This is a genomic window from Buttiauxella sp. BIGb0471 (genome assembly GCF_024807715.1).
Classification (GTDB): domain Bacteria; phylum Pseudomonadota; class Gammaproteobacteria; order Enterobacterales; family Enterobacteriaceae; genus Buttiauxella; species Buttiauxella agrestis.
In genome coordinates this window covers 888,608-905,227 of the sequence record NZ_JANUEU010000002.1, presented here as the reverse complement: position 1 = coordinate 905,227, position 16,620 = coordinate 888,608, and the positions used below count along the sequence as shown (strand labels likewise).

Annotated in this window: 12 protein-coding genes; 8 read left to right on the top strand and 4 right to left on the bottom strand. The window is 50.4% G+C overall.

Features of this window, described 5'->3' with window-relative positions; genetic code table 11:
* Nucleotides 1–333 precede the first annotated feature (333 nt).
* Nucleotides 334–1,722: a Re/Si-specific NAD(P)(+) transhydrogenase subunit beta gene (gene pntB, locus M2371_RS10810; protein WP_034495055.1), complete on the bottom strand. Its 1,389-nt coding sequence runs from the start codon at nt 1,720–1,722 to the stop codon at nt 334–336.
* 10 nt (nt 1,723–1,732) lie between these two features.
* A complete protein-coding gene (pntA, locus tag M2371_RS10805; protein ID WP_172894432.1) occupies nt 1,733–3,262 on the bottom strand; it encodes a Re/Si-specific NAD(P)(+) transhydrogenase subunit alpha in 1,530 nt (509 codons plus the stop codon).
* A gap of 518 nt (nt 3,263–3,780) precedes the next feature.
* Here pntA and ydgH point away from each other — a divergent pair.
* The 6 genes from ydgH to tus all read left to right on the top strand — a co-directional run bounded on the left by ydgH (nt 3,781) and on the right by tus (nt 10,199).
* Nucleotides 3,781–4,725 carry a DUF1471 family protein YdgH gene (gene ydgH / locus M2371_RS10800; RefSeq protein WP_172894434.1) on the top strand — a complete coding sequence of 315 codons (945 nt, stop codon included), beginning with the start codon at nt 3,781–3,783 and terminating at the stop codon, nt 4,723–4,725.
* 190 nt (nt 4,726–4,915) lie between these two features.
* Entirely contained in the window at nt 4,916–6,298 is a 1,383-nt protein-coding gene (locus tag M2371_RS10795) for an amino acid permease (protein WP_034495053.1), read from the top strand.
* Between the two features lie 19 nt (nt 6,299–6,317).
* Complete coding sequence (folM, locus tag M2371_RS10790; RefSeq protein ID WP_259267692.1) at nt 6,318–7,043, top strand: dihydromonapterin reductase; 726 nt, start codon at nt 6,318–6,320, stop codon at nt 7,041–7,043.
* Between the two features lie 75 nt (nt 7,044–7,118).
* Nucleotides 7,119–7,847, top strand: coding sequence for a two-component system response regulator RstA (rstA, locus tag M2371_RS10785; protein ID WP_115628926.1), 729 nt, complete (start codon nt 7,119–7,121; stop codon nt 7,845–7,847).
* Nucleotides 7,847–9,163 carry a two-component system sensor histidine kinase RstB gene (rstB, locus tag M2371_RS10780; RefSeq protein WP_259267691.1) on the top strand — a complete coding sequence of 439 codons (1,317 nt, stop codon included), beginning with the start codon at nt 7,847–7,849 and terminating at the stop codon, nt 9,161–9,163. Before rstA ends, rstB begins: the two co-directional genes overlap by 1 nt.
* Nucleotides 9,164–9,269: 106 nt before the next feature.
* The gene (gene tus, locus M2371_RS10775; protein ID WP_259267690.1) at nt 9,270–10,199 is read left to right on the top strand and encodes a DNA replication terminus site-binding protein; all 930 of its coding nucleotides are present in this window, start codon (nt 9,270–9,272) and stop codon (nt 10,197–10,199) included.
* Between the two features lie 18 nt (nt 10,200–10,217).
* Here tus and fumC read toward each other — a convergent pair whose 3' ends face one another.
* Both fumC and fumA read right to left on the bottom strand, forming a co-directional pair.
* Nucleotides 10,218–11,615: a class II fumarate hydratase gene (gene fumC, locus M2371_RS10770; RefSeq protein WP_259267689.1), complete on the bottom strand. Its 1,398-nt coding sequence runs from the start codon at nt 11,613–11,615 to the stop codon at nt 10,218–10,220.
* 76 nt (nt 11,616–11,691) lie between these two features.
* Nucleotides 11,692–13,338 (bottom strand): class I fumarate hydratase FumA, encoded by a 1,647-nt coding sequence (fumA, locus tag M2371_RS10765; RefSeq protein WP_034495044.1) that lies wholly within the window; start codon nt 13,336–13,338, stop codon nt 11,692–11,694.
* Nucleotides 13,339–13,556: 218 nt separating this feature from the next.
* Between fumA and manA the strand changes: the two genes are divergently transcribed.
* Nucleotides 13,557–14,729 (top strand): mannose-6-phosphate isomerase, encoded by a 1,173-nt coding sequence (gene manA, locus M2371_RS10760; RefSeq protein ID WP_034495042.1) that lies wholly within the window; start codon nt 13,557–13,559, stop codon nt 14,727–14,729.
* A 161-nt stretch (nt 14,730–14,890) separates the two neighbouring features.
* Nucleotides 14,891–16,441: a YdgA family protein gene (locus M2371_RS10755; RefSeq protein WP_259267717.1), complete on the top strand. Its 1,551-nt coding sequence runs from the start codon at nt 14,891–14,893 to the stop codon at nt 16,439–16,441.
* Nucleotides 16,442–16,620 lie beyond the last annotated feature (179 nt).

Genomic DNA, 16,620 nt, shown 5'->3' with positions numbered 1-16,620 from the left:
CTTAACAACCTCAAGACGTTTCTCAAAGGAGTATTTTGGCTTTGCCATATAAGGGACTATTCCATTTTATAGTCCAACTAAATGGGTGCAGTGCAGCAGGTTGGTTTAACTAACTCGGGGCTTTTTTCTGTCTGCTTTTCACCATTGGGATCGAAGCCTACAGCTTCAGCACCCGGCTATACTTTACTCTTCGCCCTGTCTCTCGCATACATTATTTTTCCATAGATTCAGTGTGTTAAATGTAATATTGCATTCACGCTATTGATGTTCAGACGTAAAAAAAACCGCCCCGAGAGGCGGTTTTGGAATACGGCTCGCAATCTTAGCGAACAACTACAGCGCTTTAAGAATCGCTTCCACACTCGCCTTGGCATCGCCAAACAGCATCTGAGTGTTTTCTTTAAAGAACAGCGGATTCTGCACACCTGCGTAACCGGTGTTCATAGAACGCTTGAACACGATAACGTTCTGCGCTTTCCACACTTCCAGCACTGGCATACCCGCGATTGGGCTGCGAGGATCTTCGAGCGCAGCCGGGTTTACGGTGTCATTCGCACCGATAACCAGAACAGTATCGGTATCAGCGAAGTCATCGTTGATTTCATCCATTTCCAGAACGACATCGTAAGGCACACGCGCTTCGGCCAGCAAAACGTTCATGTGGCCTGGCAAACGCCCTGCAACCGGGTGAATACCAAAACGAACCTTGATGCCACGCGCACGAAGTTTTTCGGTAATTTCAGCTACCGGATATTGTGCCTGTGCCACCGCCATACCATACCCCGGAGTGATGATCACCGAGGTCGAGTTTTTCAGCATATCCGCAGTGTCTTCCGCCGTGATTTCACGATGTTCGCCTGCTTCTTCGTCGTCACCCGTTGAGGAACCGTCGGTACCGAAACCACCAGCGATCACGCTGATAAAGGAGCGGTTCATCGCTTTACACATGATGTAAGACAGGATGGCACCGGAAGAACCTACCAACGCACCAGTGACGATCAGCAGGTCGTTGCTGAGCATAAAGCCCGCAGCTGCCGCTGCCCAACCGGAGTAGGAGTTCAGCATGGAAACGACAACCGGCATGTCTGCGCCGCCAATCGACGCCACCAGGTGCCAGCCGATAACCAGCGCGATGATGGTCATCACCAGCAACGCCAGAACCTGCAAGCCAACGCTTTCGGTACGTACGAAGATGATCAGCATCGCGAAGGAAACCACGATTGCCGCCAGATTCAGTTTATGGCGGTTTGGCAACATCAACGGTTTAGAGGAGATTTTGCCACGCAGTTTGCCAAATGCCACGATGGAACCTGTGAAGGTCACTGCACCGATGAAGATACCGAGGAACACTTCCGTTAAATGGATGTTTTCCATCACCGGCTCAAGACCCGGCGCATGATCCAGATAGCTGTTGAAGCCCACCAGAACCGCCGCCAGACCCACGAAGCTGTGCAGAATTGCCACCAGCTCCGGCATTTCGGTCATTTCAACTTTCTTCGCTAGGTGAATACCGATGGCACCACCAATCACCATAGCGACAATAATCCAGACAACATTGCCGGTTTCAGGCCCGAAAATGGTCGCGACTAACGCGATAGCCATACCCGCCATGCCGAACAAGTTACCTTGTTTAGATGTTTCGTGTTTTGACAGCCCTGCCAGGCTGAAAATAAACAGAATTGCGGCAACAATGTATGCTGCTGTAACTAATCCACCAGACATGTGTTACCCCTTAGTTCTTCCGGAACATTTTCAGCATGCGCTGAGTGACGGTGAAACCACCAAAAATATTGATACTGGCAATCAGCACAGCAATAAAGCTCAGGAAGCTAACCCAGCCACCGTGGCCAATTTGTAATAACGCGCCAACCACAATGATCCCTGAAATGGCGTTAGTGACCGACATCAGTGGCGTGTGCAGAGCATGAGAAACGTTCCACACCACGTAGTAACCCACCACGCATGACAACGCGAATACGGTGAAGTGGCCAAGGAATTCTTTTGGAGCCACATCTGCAAGCCAGCCAAAAAGAATAATCGCCAGCGCCATAAACGCGTATTTACGCCATGGAGAGGCAGGCTTTTTCTCTTCTACCGGTGCAGCCACTTTCTTGGCAGCAGCCTGTGGTTGAGCAGACACCTGGATTGGCGGAGCCGGCCAGGTGACTTCGCCATCACGAATGACGGTCACGCCACGCACGACGACATCTTCAAAATCAACCACGGTATTGCCGTCTTTCTCTTTGCAGAGCAATTTGAGCAAGTTAACCAGGTTTGTGCCGTAAAGCTGGGAAGATTGCGTTGGCAGGCGGCCTGGCAAGTCGGTGTAACCGATAACTTTCACGCCGTTTGGCGTAACAGTCACCTGGTCAGCAACGGTATATTCACAGTTACCGCCGTTTTGCGCGGCCAAATCGACAATCACACTGCCCGCTTGCATGGAATCCACCATTTCGCGGGTGATAAGTTTTGGCGCAGGCTTGCCGGGGATCAGCGCCGTGGTGACGATGATATCAACTTCTTTTGCTTGCGCAGCAAACAGTTCCATTTCGGCTTTAATGAAGGCTTCGGACATGACTTTGGCATAACCGTCGCCGCTGCCTGCTTCTTCTTTAAAGTCCAGCTCAAGGAACTCAGCGCCCATACTTTGCACTTGTTCTTTCACTTCCGGACGCGTGTCGAACGCACGCACAATCGCACCAAGGCTGTTCGCCGCACCGATTGCCGCAAGCCCTGCAACACCAGCACCGATAACCATCACTTTTGCCGGCGGTACTTTACCCGCAGCGGTAATTTGCCCGGTAAAGAAACGACCAAATTCATGAGCAGCTTCAACAATTGCGCGATAACCCGCAATGTTTGCCATTGAGCTAAGAGCATCGAGAGACTGAGCACGAGAAATACGCGGCACGGAGTCCATCGCCATCACGGTGACATTTTTGGCAGCCAGTTTTTCCAGCAATTCTGGATTCTGGGCTGGCCAGATAAAACTCACCAGCGTCGAACCCGCACGCAGCAGTTCGATTTCGCTATCCTGCGGAGCGTTCACTTTCAAAATAATGTCAGATTGCCAGACGTCAGCGGTATCTGAAATGGTTGCCCCAACATGGACAAACGCCTCATCATCGAAGCTAGCCAGTTTGCCCGCTCCGCTTTCGACTGTGACGGTGAAACCCAGCTTCAGCAATTGCTCCACTGTTTTTGGCGTGGCAGCCACTCGGGATTCACCCGCCCACCGCTCTTTTGGTACCCCAATACGCATAGTATTCCCTTCCATCTGTTTTTTGTTGATGGTTTGTCAGACATCGTCCTGGCAATCGGCGTGGCCAAGTCCAAAACAATGAAAAAATACATCTGTAAAACTTTTTATAACCTACTGAAAATAACGCCTGTGATCCAGATCAGGATCTCAGTATTTGTATCATTATCGTAAAAGTTTAGCGCTATGCGCTTCAGACAGCTATTTCTGACTGATTTTCATCTGTGAGACCTGATAATCCGCTTAAGCGAAGCCGCAATTCACGATTCTGCTCCGGTGCAAATTGCATATTTAACATTGTATTAACTAATTAAGTTGTAAGCTTTACCGCTTTTACTGGTCAAAGCGTTCTTTTATTAACATATAAATTTTAGTTATGAAAAATATCTGCAACCAACCGTTGCAACCCTAAAAATGCCGCAGACAGTTGCAGTGTTCAATGCCATAATCGGCGGCTAGCAAGTAACCCACAGAGAATGCGGTATTTGTATTCATTTTGCGCAAGGCGAAGGATTATTTTTATGAAGCTCAAGAACACCCTTCTGGCGTCAGCACTGATTTCCCTGACTACGCTGTCCGCTCAGGCAGCAACGGAACTGACTCCTGATCAAGCTGCTGCTCTTAAACCATTTGATCGCATTACCATCACTGGCCGTTTTAACTCGATTGGCGAAGCGGTAAATGCCGTGTCCAAACGTGCAGATAAAATTGGCGCAGCTTCTTTCTATGTTCAGGACACCAACGATACTGGCAGTAGCGGTAACTGGCGTGTGGTTGCAGATGTCTATCACGCTGATGCCCCTAAGGCTGAAGAAAACACCAATCGCGTGATCAACGGCGTGACTGAGTTACCGAAAGATCAAGCTTATGCTCTTGAGCCGTTCGATACCGTGACAGTCCAGGGTTTTTATCGCAGTCAGCCCGATGTTAACGCAGCAATCACCCGCGCAGCTAAAGAGAAAGGTGCAGATTCGTTCTACATCGTGCGCCAGATTGACGCAAACTCAGGCGGCAACCAGCGCATTACGGCTTTCATCTATAAAAAAGACGCTAAGAAACGTGTTCTGCAAAGCCCTGATGCGATCCCTGCGAACTCAGAGGCAGGTAAAGCCGCGCTGGCAGCTGGTGGCGCTGCGGCAGCCGCAGTTGAAATCCCAGGCGTTGCAACAACCAGCACCCCAACTTCTGACGTAGGCCGTTTCTTTGAAACACAAACTACTAAAGGCGGACGTTACACTGTAACGCTTCCTGATGGCACCAAAATCGAAGAAGTGAATAAAATCACCGCGGCGCAAATGGTTCCTTTCGATAGCGTGAAGTTCACTGGCCATTACGGTAGCAGCACTGAAGTGTCTTACCAGGTGGCGAAACGTGCCGCTAAGAAAGGTGCTAAGTTCTACCACATCACCCGTCAATGGGAAGAGCGTGGCGGCAACCTGACTGTCAGCGCTGATTTGTACAAATAAGCTTTCATATAATCCTAAAAAGGGTGGCATTGCCGCCCTTTTTTTATTGCGCCGAGCATTTTATGGCTCATGTCATTGCAAGCAGCTCTTACACTCCGTAAAATCCCGCGCCTTAGTGTTACCCACCATTTTTATGCACAAAAGCATAATAATTATTCTGGGTTTTTAATTTGAATTTTACGGGACTGCTATGGAAAAGAAGCTTGGCCTCGCTGCGTTAACGGCATTGGTATTGAGTTCCATGCTCGGCGCAGGTGTATTTAGCCTGCCGCAAAATATGGCGAGCGTGGCGAGTCCCGCAGCATTGTTGATTGGCTGGGCGATTACCGGTGCGGGCATTCTGTTGTTGGCACTGGCAATGCTGGTGTTAACCCGTCTGCGCCCCGACCTTGACGGCGGCATTTTTACTTATGCACGCGAAGGTTTTGGTGAGCTTATCGGTTTCTTCTCGGCGTGGGGCTACTGGCTTTGCGCCGTTATCGCTAACGTTTCGTACCTGGTGATTGTTTTCTCTGCACTCAGTTTCTTCACCGATACGCCTGAACTGCGCCTGTTTGGCGACGGAAATACCTGGCAGTCGATTGTGGGTGCATCGGTATTGCTATGGATGGTGCACTTTTTGGTGCTTCGCGGCGTGCAAACCGCAGCCAGCATTAATCTGGTCGCCACTCTCGCTAAGCTGCTGCCGTTAGGTTTGTTTGTCGTTCTGGCCGCCATGGCTTTCAAACTTTCGACTTTTAGCCTCGATTTCAGCGGCATCGCGCTGGGTGTTCCGGTTTGGGAGCAGGTCAAAAACACCATGCTGATTACCCTTTGGGTCTTCATCGGTGTGGAAGGTGCCGTGGTCGTTTCAGCTCGCGCCCGGAATAAAAATGATGTCGGTCGCGCTACCCTTCTCGCAGTCATTGCCGCGTTAGGGGTTTACCTGCTGGTGACATTGCTTTCGTTGGGCGTGCTTGCCCGCCCTGAACTTGCCGGAATGCGCAATCCTTCCATGGCTGGGTTGATGGTCGAAATGATGGGGCCGTGGGGTGAGATAATTATCGCCGCCGGGCTGATTGTCTCAGTATGTGGGGCCTATCTGAGCTGGACGATTATGGCCGCCGAAGTGCCCTTTCTTGCCGCCACGCATAAAGCCTTCCCGAAAATTTTTGCGCGTCAGAATGAAAACAATGCGCCTTCGGCTTCTCTTTGGCTCACCAATATTAGTATCCAGATTTGCCTGGTGCTGATTTGGCTGACGGGTTCGGATTACAATACGCTGCTGACGATTGCCTCAGAAATGATACTGGTGCCCTATTTCCTGGTCGGTGCATTTTTGCTGAAAGTTTCGACTCGCCCATTGCATAAAGCGATTGGATTAGGTGCATGTATTTATGGCTTATGGCTGCTTTATGCGTCAGGCCCAATGCATTTACTTCTTTCGGTGGTACTGTATGCGCCGGGCTTGTTAGTCTTTATGTATACACGCAGCACGCATAAGCATGACATCAAACTGAATTTAAAGGAAAAATCAGTCATTTTCCTGATGCTGGTGGCAGCGTTCCCTGCAACGTGGATGTTGGTGAAATAAGTACATTAAGGAGTCGTCGATGGAGATTAAAACATCAGCTCGTCCCATTCTGATTACCGGTGCTGGTAAACGGATTGGCCTCGCGTTAGCACGACACTTTTTAGCCCAGCAACAGCCTGTGATTATCAGCTACCGCACACGTTATCCGGCGGTCGCTGAACTGGAAAAGGCTGGCGCAATTTGTTTGTTCGGTGACTTTTCTACCAATGACGGCATCAAACAATTTGCCGCTGAGGTAAAGCAACATTGCGACGGGCTGCGCGCCATTGTACATAATGCCAGCGCCTGGCTTGCGGAATCACCAAACTTTTCCCCTGCGGAAACCCTGGCCGCCATGTTGCAAATTCACGTCAACGCGCCTTATTTGTTGAATCAATATCTTGAGCCGTTATTGCGCGGCCATGGCCAGGCGGGTTCGGACATTATTCATTTCACCGATTATGTCGTGGAACGTGGCAGTGATAAGCATATTGCTTATGCGGCCAGTAAAGCGGCGCTGGATAATATGACGCGCTCGTTTGCCCGAAAGCTGGCACCCGAGGTAAAAGTGAATGCCATCGCGCCTGCGATGATCATGTTTAACGAACATGACGATGCCGAATACCGCAAGGCAGCGTTGAATAAGTCGTTGATGAAAATCGCCCCGGGCGAGCAGGAAATCATTGGGCTGGTAGAATACCTGTTGAATAGCGAGTATGTGACGGGCCGAACCCATGCTGTAGACGGCGGCCGCCCACTGCGTTAAATCTGTTTACCCATGATTTATGGTGTAAAAACATTTAGCAGTGTATGTTTCCCTTTTGATCTGAAGTGCCGGGCTATGAATAAAATCGTATACGTAGAAGACGATCCAGAAGTAGGAGCGTTGATTGCCGCTTATCTCGGCAAACATGACATTGATGTGATTGTTGAAAGTCGTGGCGACCGCGCCGAAGAAACAATTCAACAACAACGCCCTGACCTTGTGTTGCTGGATGTCATGTTACCCGGCAAAGATGGCATGACGTTGTGCCGCGATCTGCGTCCGCAATGGGATGGCCCGATTGTTCTTCTCACCTCTTTGGACAGCGATATGAACCATATTTTGTCGCTGGAGATGGGGGCTAACGATTATATTCTTAAAACCACTCCGCCTGCTGTTTTGCTGGCGCGTTTACGTCTGCATTTGCGCCAGCGCGTTTCGGCGCAACATACCGTTGAAAGCAATCCCAGTGCACTCAAACCTCACAAAGCCATGCGCTTTGGGACGCTATGCATCGATCCGGTGAACCGCCAGGTCACGCTCGGTGCTGAAAACATTACCCTTTCCACTGCAGATTTTGATTTGTTGTGGGAATTAGCCACTCATGCGGGGCAAATTATGGACCGCGACGCGTTACTTAAAAACCTGCGTGGCGTGACATACGATGGTCTGGATCGCAGCGTCGATGTCGCCATTTCGCGCCTGAGAAAAAAACTCTACGACAGCGCCACCGAACCCTTCCGTATCAAAACCGTGCGTAACAAAGGTTACCTTTTCGCACCTCACGCCTGGGAAAGTGAAGCCTGATGAAAAAGCTGTTTATTCAGTTTTATCTTCTGCTGTTCGTCTGCTTCCTGGTAATGACCATGCTGGTTGGCCTGGTCTATAAATTTACCGCTGAACGCGCGGGTCGCCAGTCACTCGATGATTTAATGAAAAGCTCGCTGTATTTGATGCGCAGCGAATTACGAGAGATCCCGCCACGGGACTGGAACCGCACGATTAAAGATCTCGACCTGAATTTGTCCTTTAAGCTTAATATTGAACCGATTGATAAATTCAAACTCGACGAAATGACCATGCACCATCTGCGTGCAGGGGAAATCGTCGCCCTCGACGATGAATACACTTTTATTCAGCGCATTCCCCGCAGCCATTATGTTCTGGCGGTCGGCCCGATACCGTATCTGTTTTTCCTGCATCAAATGCGGTTGCTGGATGTTGCGCTGATGGCGTTTATTGCGTTCTCTCTCGCCTTCCCGGTGTTTATCTGGATGCGTCCGCACTGGAAGGACATGCTTAAACTGGAAACCGCCGCGCAAAGATTAGGAACAGGCCATCTTGATGAACGCATCCATTTCGACAGTGCTTCAAGTTTTGAACGTTTAGGCGTTGCGTTTAACCAGATGGCTGACAGCATCAACGCGCAAATCGCCAGTAAGAAGCTGCTGATTGACGGTATTGCCCACGAGTTACGTACTCCGTTGGTGCGTTTACGTTACCGTCTTGAGATGAGTGACAACCTGACCGAAACCGAACTGCTGGCGCTCAATCGCGACATTGGTCAACTGGAAGCATTAATTGAAGAGTTACTCACCTATGCCCGACTGGATCGCCCGCAAACCGAGCTGCAACTGGCGCACGTGAATGTTCCGCGCTGGCTTGATGAACACATCGCCGATGTCAGAATTATTCATCCGCATCTCGATATTCAGCTTGATACGCCCGCCTCTGGTAATTTTGGCCTTATTGATCTGCGCCTGATGGAACGGGTCACCGATAACCTGATCAATAACGCCCTGCGCTATAGCAAAGAACGGCTTCGCGTAAGTTTATGGCTGGATGCTGATACCGCGATTTTGCAGGTGGAAGATGACGGCCCCGGCATTCCAGCTGAGGAACGGGAACGGGTATTTGAGCCATTTGTTCGTCTGGACCCAAGTCGTGACCGTGCCACGGGTGGCTGCGGACTGGGCCTGGCGATTGTTCATTCTGTTGCAACAGCGATGGAAGGATCCGTGGTCGTCGATAGCGGTTCGCTGGGGGGCGCTCGCTTCCGCTTTAGCTGGCCGATAAAAACTGAATCCCCTTTGCCACTGGCATCCATCACACCTCGCCGCTAGAAAACACATTCTCACCTGCCTGACCAAAAACGGCGCAGGTGGCCAGGTTCGTCTCCCTGTGTTATAAATCTTTAGTATGTTGTAACTAATGGATGGTGAAGGTGAAATGGCAAAGTATGATTTGATTGATCGATTGAACGGTACTTTTCGCGAGCTTGAACACGACCTGCACCAGTTGCAGGAACAGCTTGATAGTTATCGTTTATTGGTTGGCCGCGTCTTTCAGTTACCCGCTGTTGATAAAGGTAAAGAGCACGATTCGGTGACTAAAATCGAGGTGACGCAACTGCTCGGTAAAGCGGCGCATCAGGCAACCCTCACCCATTTCACTCGTTTATTTATTCAGCAACAGTCGGAAAAAACCAGCAGCAAAGCAGCGATTCGCCTGCCGGGAGCTCTTTGTTATCAGGTAGACGAAACAGAACGCAGCGAGACTCAGAGGCTGGTTGGGCGGATTAATCAATTAAAACAAGAGCTGGAAAACATTATCAGCGTGGAGTCGGGATTGCCCAGCGTGCAACGCTTTGAATGGGTTCACCGCCAGCTTCCAGGGCTGATTACGCTCAACGCTTATCGCACGATTACGTTACTCGACAACCCTGACACGCTGAATTTTGGCTGGGCGAATAAACAAATCATCAAGAATTACACCCGCCGCGAAGTTATCGACATTCTGGAAAAGAGCCTGAAGGCGAATCGTTCGGTGCCCCCATACACCCGCGAACAATGGGCAGAGCAAATCACCCGCGAGCTAAATTCAATCACCCGCCTTTCGGATAACGTGCGCCTGAAGATTAAGCGCCCGGTGAAAGTACAGCCCGTCGCACGCGCCTGGTATCAGGAGCGCAAAAAGCAGGTGCAGCACGCATGCCCATCGCCATTAATTGTGTTGTGTAACCGGGATAATGGCGAAATGCCGCCAGAGATGGGGGAATTGCTGAATTACGATGCGGATAATATTCGCCATCGTTATAAGCCTGATGCACAGCCGCTACAGCTGGTGATCCCGCGTCTGCATTTGTATTGCGAGACATAAACGCAGACGCGGTGAAGTTTACTGCTTCATACTGCCGACCATTTCTTCCGGGCGTACCCACGCATCAAACTCATCCTCGGTGAGATAACCGAGTTTGAGTGCCGAGGCTTTTAATGTCAGCCCCTCTTTGTGGGCTTTCTTGGCAATTTCGGCGGCTTTATCGTAACCAATATGCGTATTGAGTGCCGTCACCAGCATCAGCGACTCATTGAGCAATTGTGTGATGCGGTCACGATTCGGCTCGATACCCACCGCACAATGCTCATTGAAACTTTCCATTCCGTCAGCCAATAAACGCACCGATTGCAGGAAGTTATGAATCACCATCGGGCGATAGACGTTAAGCTCAAAATTGCCCGATGCGCCGCCCATATTGACCGCCACATCGTTGCCCATCACCTGGCAGCACAGCATGGTCATGGCTTCGCACTGCGTCGGATTGACCTTACCTGGCATAATCGAACTCCCCGGCTCGTTCTCAGGAATGGCAATTTCGCCAATCCCGCAGCGTGGCCCGGAAGATAGCCAACGTACATCGTTGGCAATTTTCATCAGTGACGCGGCCAGCCCTTTTAATGCACCGTGAGAGTGAACCAGGGCATCGCAAGTCGCCAGCGCTTCAAATTTATTGGGGGCCGTCACAAACGACTGGCCAGTAATTTCAGCCAGCTCTTTTGCTACACGTACAGCGTATTCCGGGTGCGTATTCAGCCCTGTCCCCACCGCCGTACCACCCAAGGCGAGTTCGGCAACGTGCGGCAAACTGTTTTCAACATGTTTGAGGCTGTGTTCAAGCATCGCGACCCAGCCTGAAATCTCCTGCCCAAGGGTCAACGGCGTGGCATCTTGCAAGTGGGTGCGGCCAATTTTTACGATATCTTTGAAAGCCACGGCTTTACCCTGCAACGTCTCTTTCAGCACGTTTAATTGCGGGATCAGTTGTTCGCGCACCGCAATCACCGCCGCAACGTGCATCGCCGTTGGAAAGACGTCGTTCGAACTTTGGCTCTTATTCACGTCGTCATTCGGGTGAACTTTACGTTCCATGCCGCGCACACCGCCGAGAATTTCACTCGCCCGGTTTGCCAGCACTTCGTTCATGTTCATATTGCTCTGGGTACCGGAGCCGGTCTGCCAGATTGCCAGCGGGAATTCATCCGGGTGTTTACCGGCCAGAACTTCGTCTGCCGCATCCATAATCGCCTTGCCGCGATCGGATACCAGCAAACCCAGATCCATATTCACCTTCGCCGCAGCGCGTTTGGTGAGCGCCAGCGCGTGAATCAACGCGGTGGGCATTTTCTCCGTGGAAATGCGGAAGTGCTCAAGGGAGCGCTGAGTTTGCGCGCCCCACAGTTTATCTGCCGGGACGTCAATTGGGCCCATTGAGTCTTTTTCACTACGAACGGCTACCATTTCATTCTCCTTAGATTTGAGCATCCCCAAAGAATTTGGGGTAAAAAAAACCGCCCTTATGGGCGGCTTGAGTGTCTTACTTCACGCATCGCGTACATTGGGAGGCGTGTATTTTCTGGAAGAAGTCGTTGCCCTTGTCATCGACCAGAATAAAGGCTGGGAAATCTTCGACTTCGATTTTCCAGATGGCTTCCATTCCTAACTCTGCGTATTCGACACAATCCAGGCTCTTGATACTTTGTTGCGCCAGTACAGCCGCCGGGCCGCCGATACTGCCAAGATAGAACCCGCCATGTTTATGACAGGCGTCGGTCACTTGCTGGCTTCGGTTGCCTTTTGCCAGCATCACCATGCTTCCGCCGTTTGACTGGAGTAAATCCACGTAGGAATCCATACGTCCGGCGGTGGTCGGCCCTAAAGAACCTGATGCATAACCCTCTGGCGTTTTAGCCGGGCCAGCGTAATAAACCGGGTGATCTTTAATGTATTGCGGCAAACCTTCGCCGTTGTCGATACGCTCTTTGAGTTTAGCGTGGGCAATATCACGCGCCACAATAATTGTCCCGCTCAGGGAAAGTCGAGTTGAAACCGGGTATTGCGACAACTGTTTGAGGATCTCACTCATCGGGCGGTTGAGATCGACTTTGATCGCCTCCCCCTCACCCGCCTGGCGTAATTCCTGCGGAATAAATTTGCCAGGATTGTGCTCCAGTTTCTCGATCCAGATACCGTCGCGGTTGATCTTGGCTTTGATGTTTCGGTCCGCAGAGCACGATACGCCCATGCCTACCGGGCAAGACGCACCGTGGCGTGGCAGGCGCACAACACGAATATCGTGAGCAAAATATTTACCGCCAAACTGCGCACCCAGACCGAGGTTTTGCGCTTCTTTCAGCAACTCTTCTTCCAGCTGAACGTCACGGAACGCCTGGCCATGCTCGTTACCTTCTGTTGGCAGGCCGTCGTAATATTTAGTCGACGCGAGTTTCACGGTTTTTAGCGTTGCTTCGGCAGAGGTTCCACCAATCACAAACGCCACATGATACGGCGGGCAAGCAGCCGTACCGAGGCTACGCATTTTCTCCACCAGGTATTCTTTCAGGCGACCCGGACTCAGCAGCGCCTTCGTTTCCTGGTAGAGATAAGTTTTGTTCGCTGAACCGCCACCTTTGGCGATGCAGAGGAATTTGTATTCAGCGCCATCTACGCTGTAGAGGTCGATTTGCGCAGGCAAGTTAGTGCCTGTATTCACCTCTTTGTACATATCCAGCGCCGCGTTTTGCGAGTAGCGCAGGTTATCTTCAATAAAGGTGTTGTAAACGCCACGAGACAACGCTTCCTCATCACCACCCCCGGTCCAGACACGTTGGCCTTTTTTACCCATGATGATGGCTGTGCCGGTATCCTGGCAGGTTGGCAAAATGCCCTTTGCAGCGATTTCGGAGTTACGCAGGAACTGGAGCGCGACATACTTATCGTTTTCGCTGGCTTCGGGATCATTGAGGATATCAGCCACCTGCTGCTGATGCGCCGGGCGCAACATAAACGAGGCATCGTGGAAGGCGTGTTGGGTGAGTAACGTGAGGGCTTTAGGGTCAACTTTCAGGACTTCCTGCCCTTCAAACTCTGATACGGAAACATAATCGCTGCTGAGCAGGTAGTATTCGGTTTCGTCTTTTTTTAACGGGAACGGTTCTTGATAATGAAAGTCTTTATTCGGCATTGTTCTCTCACTTACTACGTTAATTATTATCTTTTATACCCTTTAGATTTCAAGCCTGAGCCAACCCCGCTGTGGCTTGAAAGATAACGGGCCTAACATGCTACACAATTTTTTAACAAAAACTGAGACTAAACCGACTTTTTAATCCCCTGGTTACTTCACTGCGGATAATTGGTTTAATAGCAGTAACTTTGTTTAGATTACTATAGGGCTTACTGATGCAAAAACTCATTAACTCAGTGCAAAACTATGCCTGGGGAAGTAAAACTGCGTTAACAGAACTTTATGGTGTGGAAAATCCTGAAAATCTGCCAATGGCAGAACTATGGATGGGCGCACATCCAAAAAGCAGCTCAAAGATTCTTAATAACGGCCAGGTGCAATCGCTACGTGATGTGATTGACGCTGATAAGCCGACACTTTTAGGCAAGGCCGTTGCAGAGCGTTTTGGTGAGTTACCTTTTCTCTTCAAAGTGCTGTGTGCCGATCAACCGCTTTCCATTCAGGTCCATCCTAACAAAAAGGCATCTGAATTAGGCTTTGCCAAAGAAAATGCCGCGGGCATTCCACTGGATGCCGCCGAGCGCAATTATAAAGATCCAAACCACAAGCCAGAGCTGGTGTTTGCGCTAACGCCCTTCCTCGCCATGAACGCATTCCGCGAGTTCTCCGATATTGTCTCTCTGTTACAGCCAGTTTCCGGCGCGCACCCGGCGATTGCTCATTTCTTGCAAGAGCCGAATGCTGAATGTCTGTCGCAGCTTTTTGCCAGCCTGCTGAACATGAAAGGTGAAGAGAAATCACTCGCACTCGGCGTGTTGAAAGCCGCACTGAATAATCAGCAAGGCGAACCGTGGGAAACCATTCGCGTCATTTCCGAGTTCTACCCGGACGACAGCGGTTTGTTCTCGCCATTGTTGCTCAATGTGGTGAAATTACAGCCAGGCGAAGCGATGTTCCTGTTCGCTGAAACCCCACATGCCTATCTCAAAGGCGTTGCACTCGAAGTCATGGCGAATTCCGATAACGTCCTTCGTGCAGGGTTAACGCCAAAATATATCGACATTCCAGAGCTGGTCGCCAACGTTAAGTTCGAACCAAAGCCAGCCGCTGAGTTACTGACTCAGCCTGAGAAACATGCGGGCGAACTCGACTTCCCTATTCCGGTTGATGACTTTGCTTTCTCTTTACACGACCTGAGTACGCAGCAGACAAATCTTGCGCAGCCGAGCGCCGCTATTGTGTTCTGTACTGAAGGTGAAGCGGTGTTGAGCAAAGATGGGCAGCAGCTGGTACTTAAACCTGGCGAATCGGCCTTTATTTCTGCACAGGAATCTCCGGTTTCAATCAGTGGTGTGGGTCGTGTCGCGCGGGTTTATTCCAAAATCTGAGTTATAAGCAACTTACTGATCTTTTGAAGCAAGATTGCTAAGCTTTAAGATGAGTTTCTTAAATGCCTCTACCCAGGCATCTACACGATGCCGGGTAAAAGGTATTTCTTTCGCCTGCTGGAGGACTCCCGGCAGGTGCACTTAATATGGACTACGACAGAATGAAAAAATCACTGGTTGCTGTAGGTGTTATTGTGGCTCTGGGTGTGGTGTGGACGGGCACAGCCTGGTACACCGGTAAGCAGCTCGAAGGCCGCATGGCTGAAATGGTTAGTAACGCTAACGCCGAATTGAACAAAGCCTCGCCGGAAGCTGGTTTGACGCTGAGCTACCAGGATTATCATCGTGGCCTGTTCCATAGTTCCATGCAGTTGGTCGTGAAACCGACCGCCGGGAAGACAAGCGCCATTCTGAAACCTGATCAAAGTATCGTCTTCAACGAAACAATCGATCACGGTCCATTCCCGTTCGCTCAACTGAAAAAATTCAATCTGATTCCGTCTATGGCATCAGTTCACACCACGCTGGTGAATAACCCAACCACTAAGCCTTTGTTTGATATCGCTAAAGGTCAGTCCTTTATTGATGCACAAACGCGTATTGGCTACAACGGCGACACCTCTTCCGATATCGATTTACTGCCATTGAATTACGAAAAAGGCGAAGAGAAAGTGGCGTTCAGCGGCGGTCAGTTCAAGGCCGATGTTGATGGTCAGGGTGACAAAATTGCCGTCAGCGGTGAAGCACAAAGCGGGCTGGTGAATACCGTTAATGAATACGGTCAGCATGTGCAGATGACGTTCAACGGCATCAAAACCGACGGTGAAAGCTCGCGCAGTGAATTTGTCGAACGCATCGGCAGCCAAAAAGCCTCTATTGAAAAGCTGGCGGTGACTGTTGAAGGCAAAGAAATGGCGGTGTTCGAAGGTTTGAATATCAATGCTAAATCTGAGCTTCAGGAAGATAAAAAACATCTTTCCGGGCAAATTGATTACACCCTGAACTCGCTGAAAGTACAGAATAAAGATATTGGTAGCGGCAAGTTAACGATCAAAATCGGCAATCTCGACGGTGCAGCGGTGCATGAGTTCAGCCAGAAATATAACGCTGAATCGCAAAAACTGCTGGCCGATCCGAATCTTGCGCAGAATCCAGAAGCTTATCAGCAGCGTATTGTGGAGCTATTTGCTGCAAACTTGCCGATGCTGTTAAAAGGTGACCCGGTCATTACCGTTGCGCCGTTAAGCTGGAAAAATGCGAAAGGCGAAAGCAGCTTTAATCTTTCCCTGTTCCTGAAAGATCCGGCGCAGGCGGCTGGCGAGCCAACCACTCCAGAACAGCAGCTTGATCGCGTCGTAAAATCACTCGACAGCAAACTGGTTATTCCTGTGGATATGGCAACTGAATTGATGACTCAGGTCGCGCAGCTTGAAGGTTACCAGCCTGCTGAAGCCGCAAAACTTGCCGATCAACAAATCAAAGGCCTGGCGGCGATGGGACAAATGTTCCGCGTGACCACCATGGAAGACAACAAAGTCGTTTCCAGCCTGCAATATTCAAACGGTCAGGTCACACTGAACGGCCAGAAAATGCCGCTTGGCGAACTGTTAGGCATGTTTGGTATGGCGGCCCCTGGCGAACCAGAAGCAGCTCCAGCACCTGAACTGGAAACACCGGTCGTTCCGGCGGTACCAGCGGTTCCCCAGCAGTAATTATTTGTTTTGCCCGCAGTCTAAAGCCTCCCACGGGAGGCTTTTTCGTTTATCGCATCCTTCAATTCACATTCTGGCACTGGCGATAACGCGCTTTTGTTTCCGTTGATGGTGCATTTTTGAAAATCTTTTTAAACAGAATCCCCCTCAGTAGCACAAACATAAATTATTTGTATCCT

Coding starts and splice junctions, on each gene's coding strand:
- pntB (WP_034495055.1), bottom strand. CDS start 1,722: ATGTCTGGTGGATTAGTTACAGCAGCATACATTGTTGCCGCAATTCTG.
- pntA (WP_172894432.1), bottom strand. CDS start 3,262: ATGCGTATTGGGGTACCAAAAGAGCGGTGGGCGGGTGAATCCCGAGTG.
- ydgH (WP_172894434.1), top strand. CDS start 3,781: ATGAAGCTCAAGAACACCCTTCTGGCGTCAGCACTGATTTCCCTGACT.
- M2371_RS10795 (WP_034495053.1), top strand. CDS start 4,916: ATGGAAAAGAAGCTTGGCCTCGCTGCGTTAACGGCATTGGTATTGAGT.
- folM (WP_259267692.1), top strand. CDS start 6,318: ATGGAGATTAAAACATCAGCTCGTCCCATTCTGATTACCGGTGCTGGT.
- rstA (WP_115628926.1), top strand. CDS start 7,119: ATGAATAAAATCGTATACGTAGAAGACGATCCAGAAGTAGGAGCGTTG.
- rstB (WP_259267691.1), top strand. CDS start 7,847: ATGAAAAAGCTGTTTATTCAGTTTTATCTTCTGCTGTTCGTCTGCTTC.
- tus (WP_259267690.1), top strand. CDS start 9,270: ATGGCAAAGTATGATTTGATTGATCGATTGAACGGTACTTTTCGCGAG.
- fumC (WP_259267689.1), bottom strand. CDS start 11,615: ATGGTAGCCGTTCGTAGTGAAAAAGACTCAATGGGCCCAATTGACGTC.
- fumA (WP_034495044.1), bottom strand. CDS start 13,338: ATGCCGAATAAAGACTTTCATTATCAAGAACCGTTCCCGTTAAAAAAA.
- manA (WP_034495042.1), top strand. CDS start 13,557: ATGCAAAAACTCATTAACTCAGTGCAAAACTATGCCTGGGGAAGTAAA.
- M2371_RS10755 (WP_259267717.1), top strand. CDS start 14,891: ATGAAAAAATCACTGGTTGCTGTAGGTGTTATTGTGGCTCTGGGTGTG.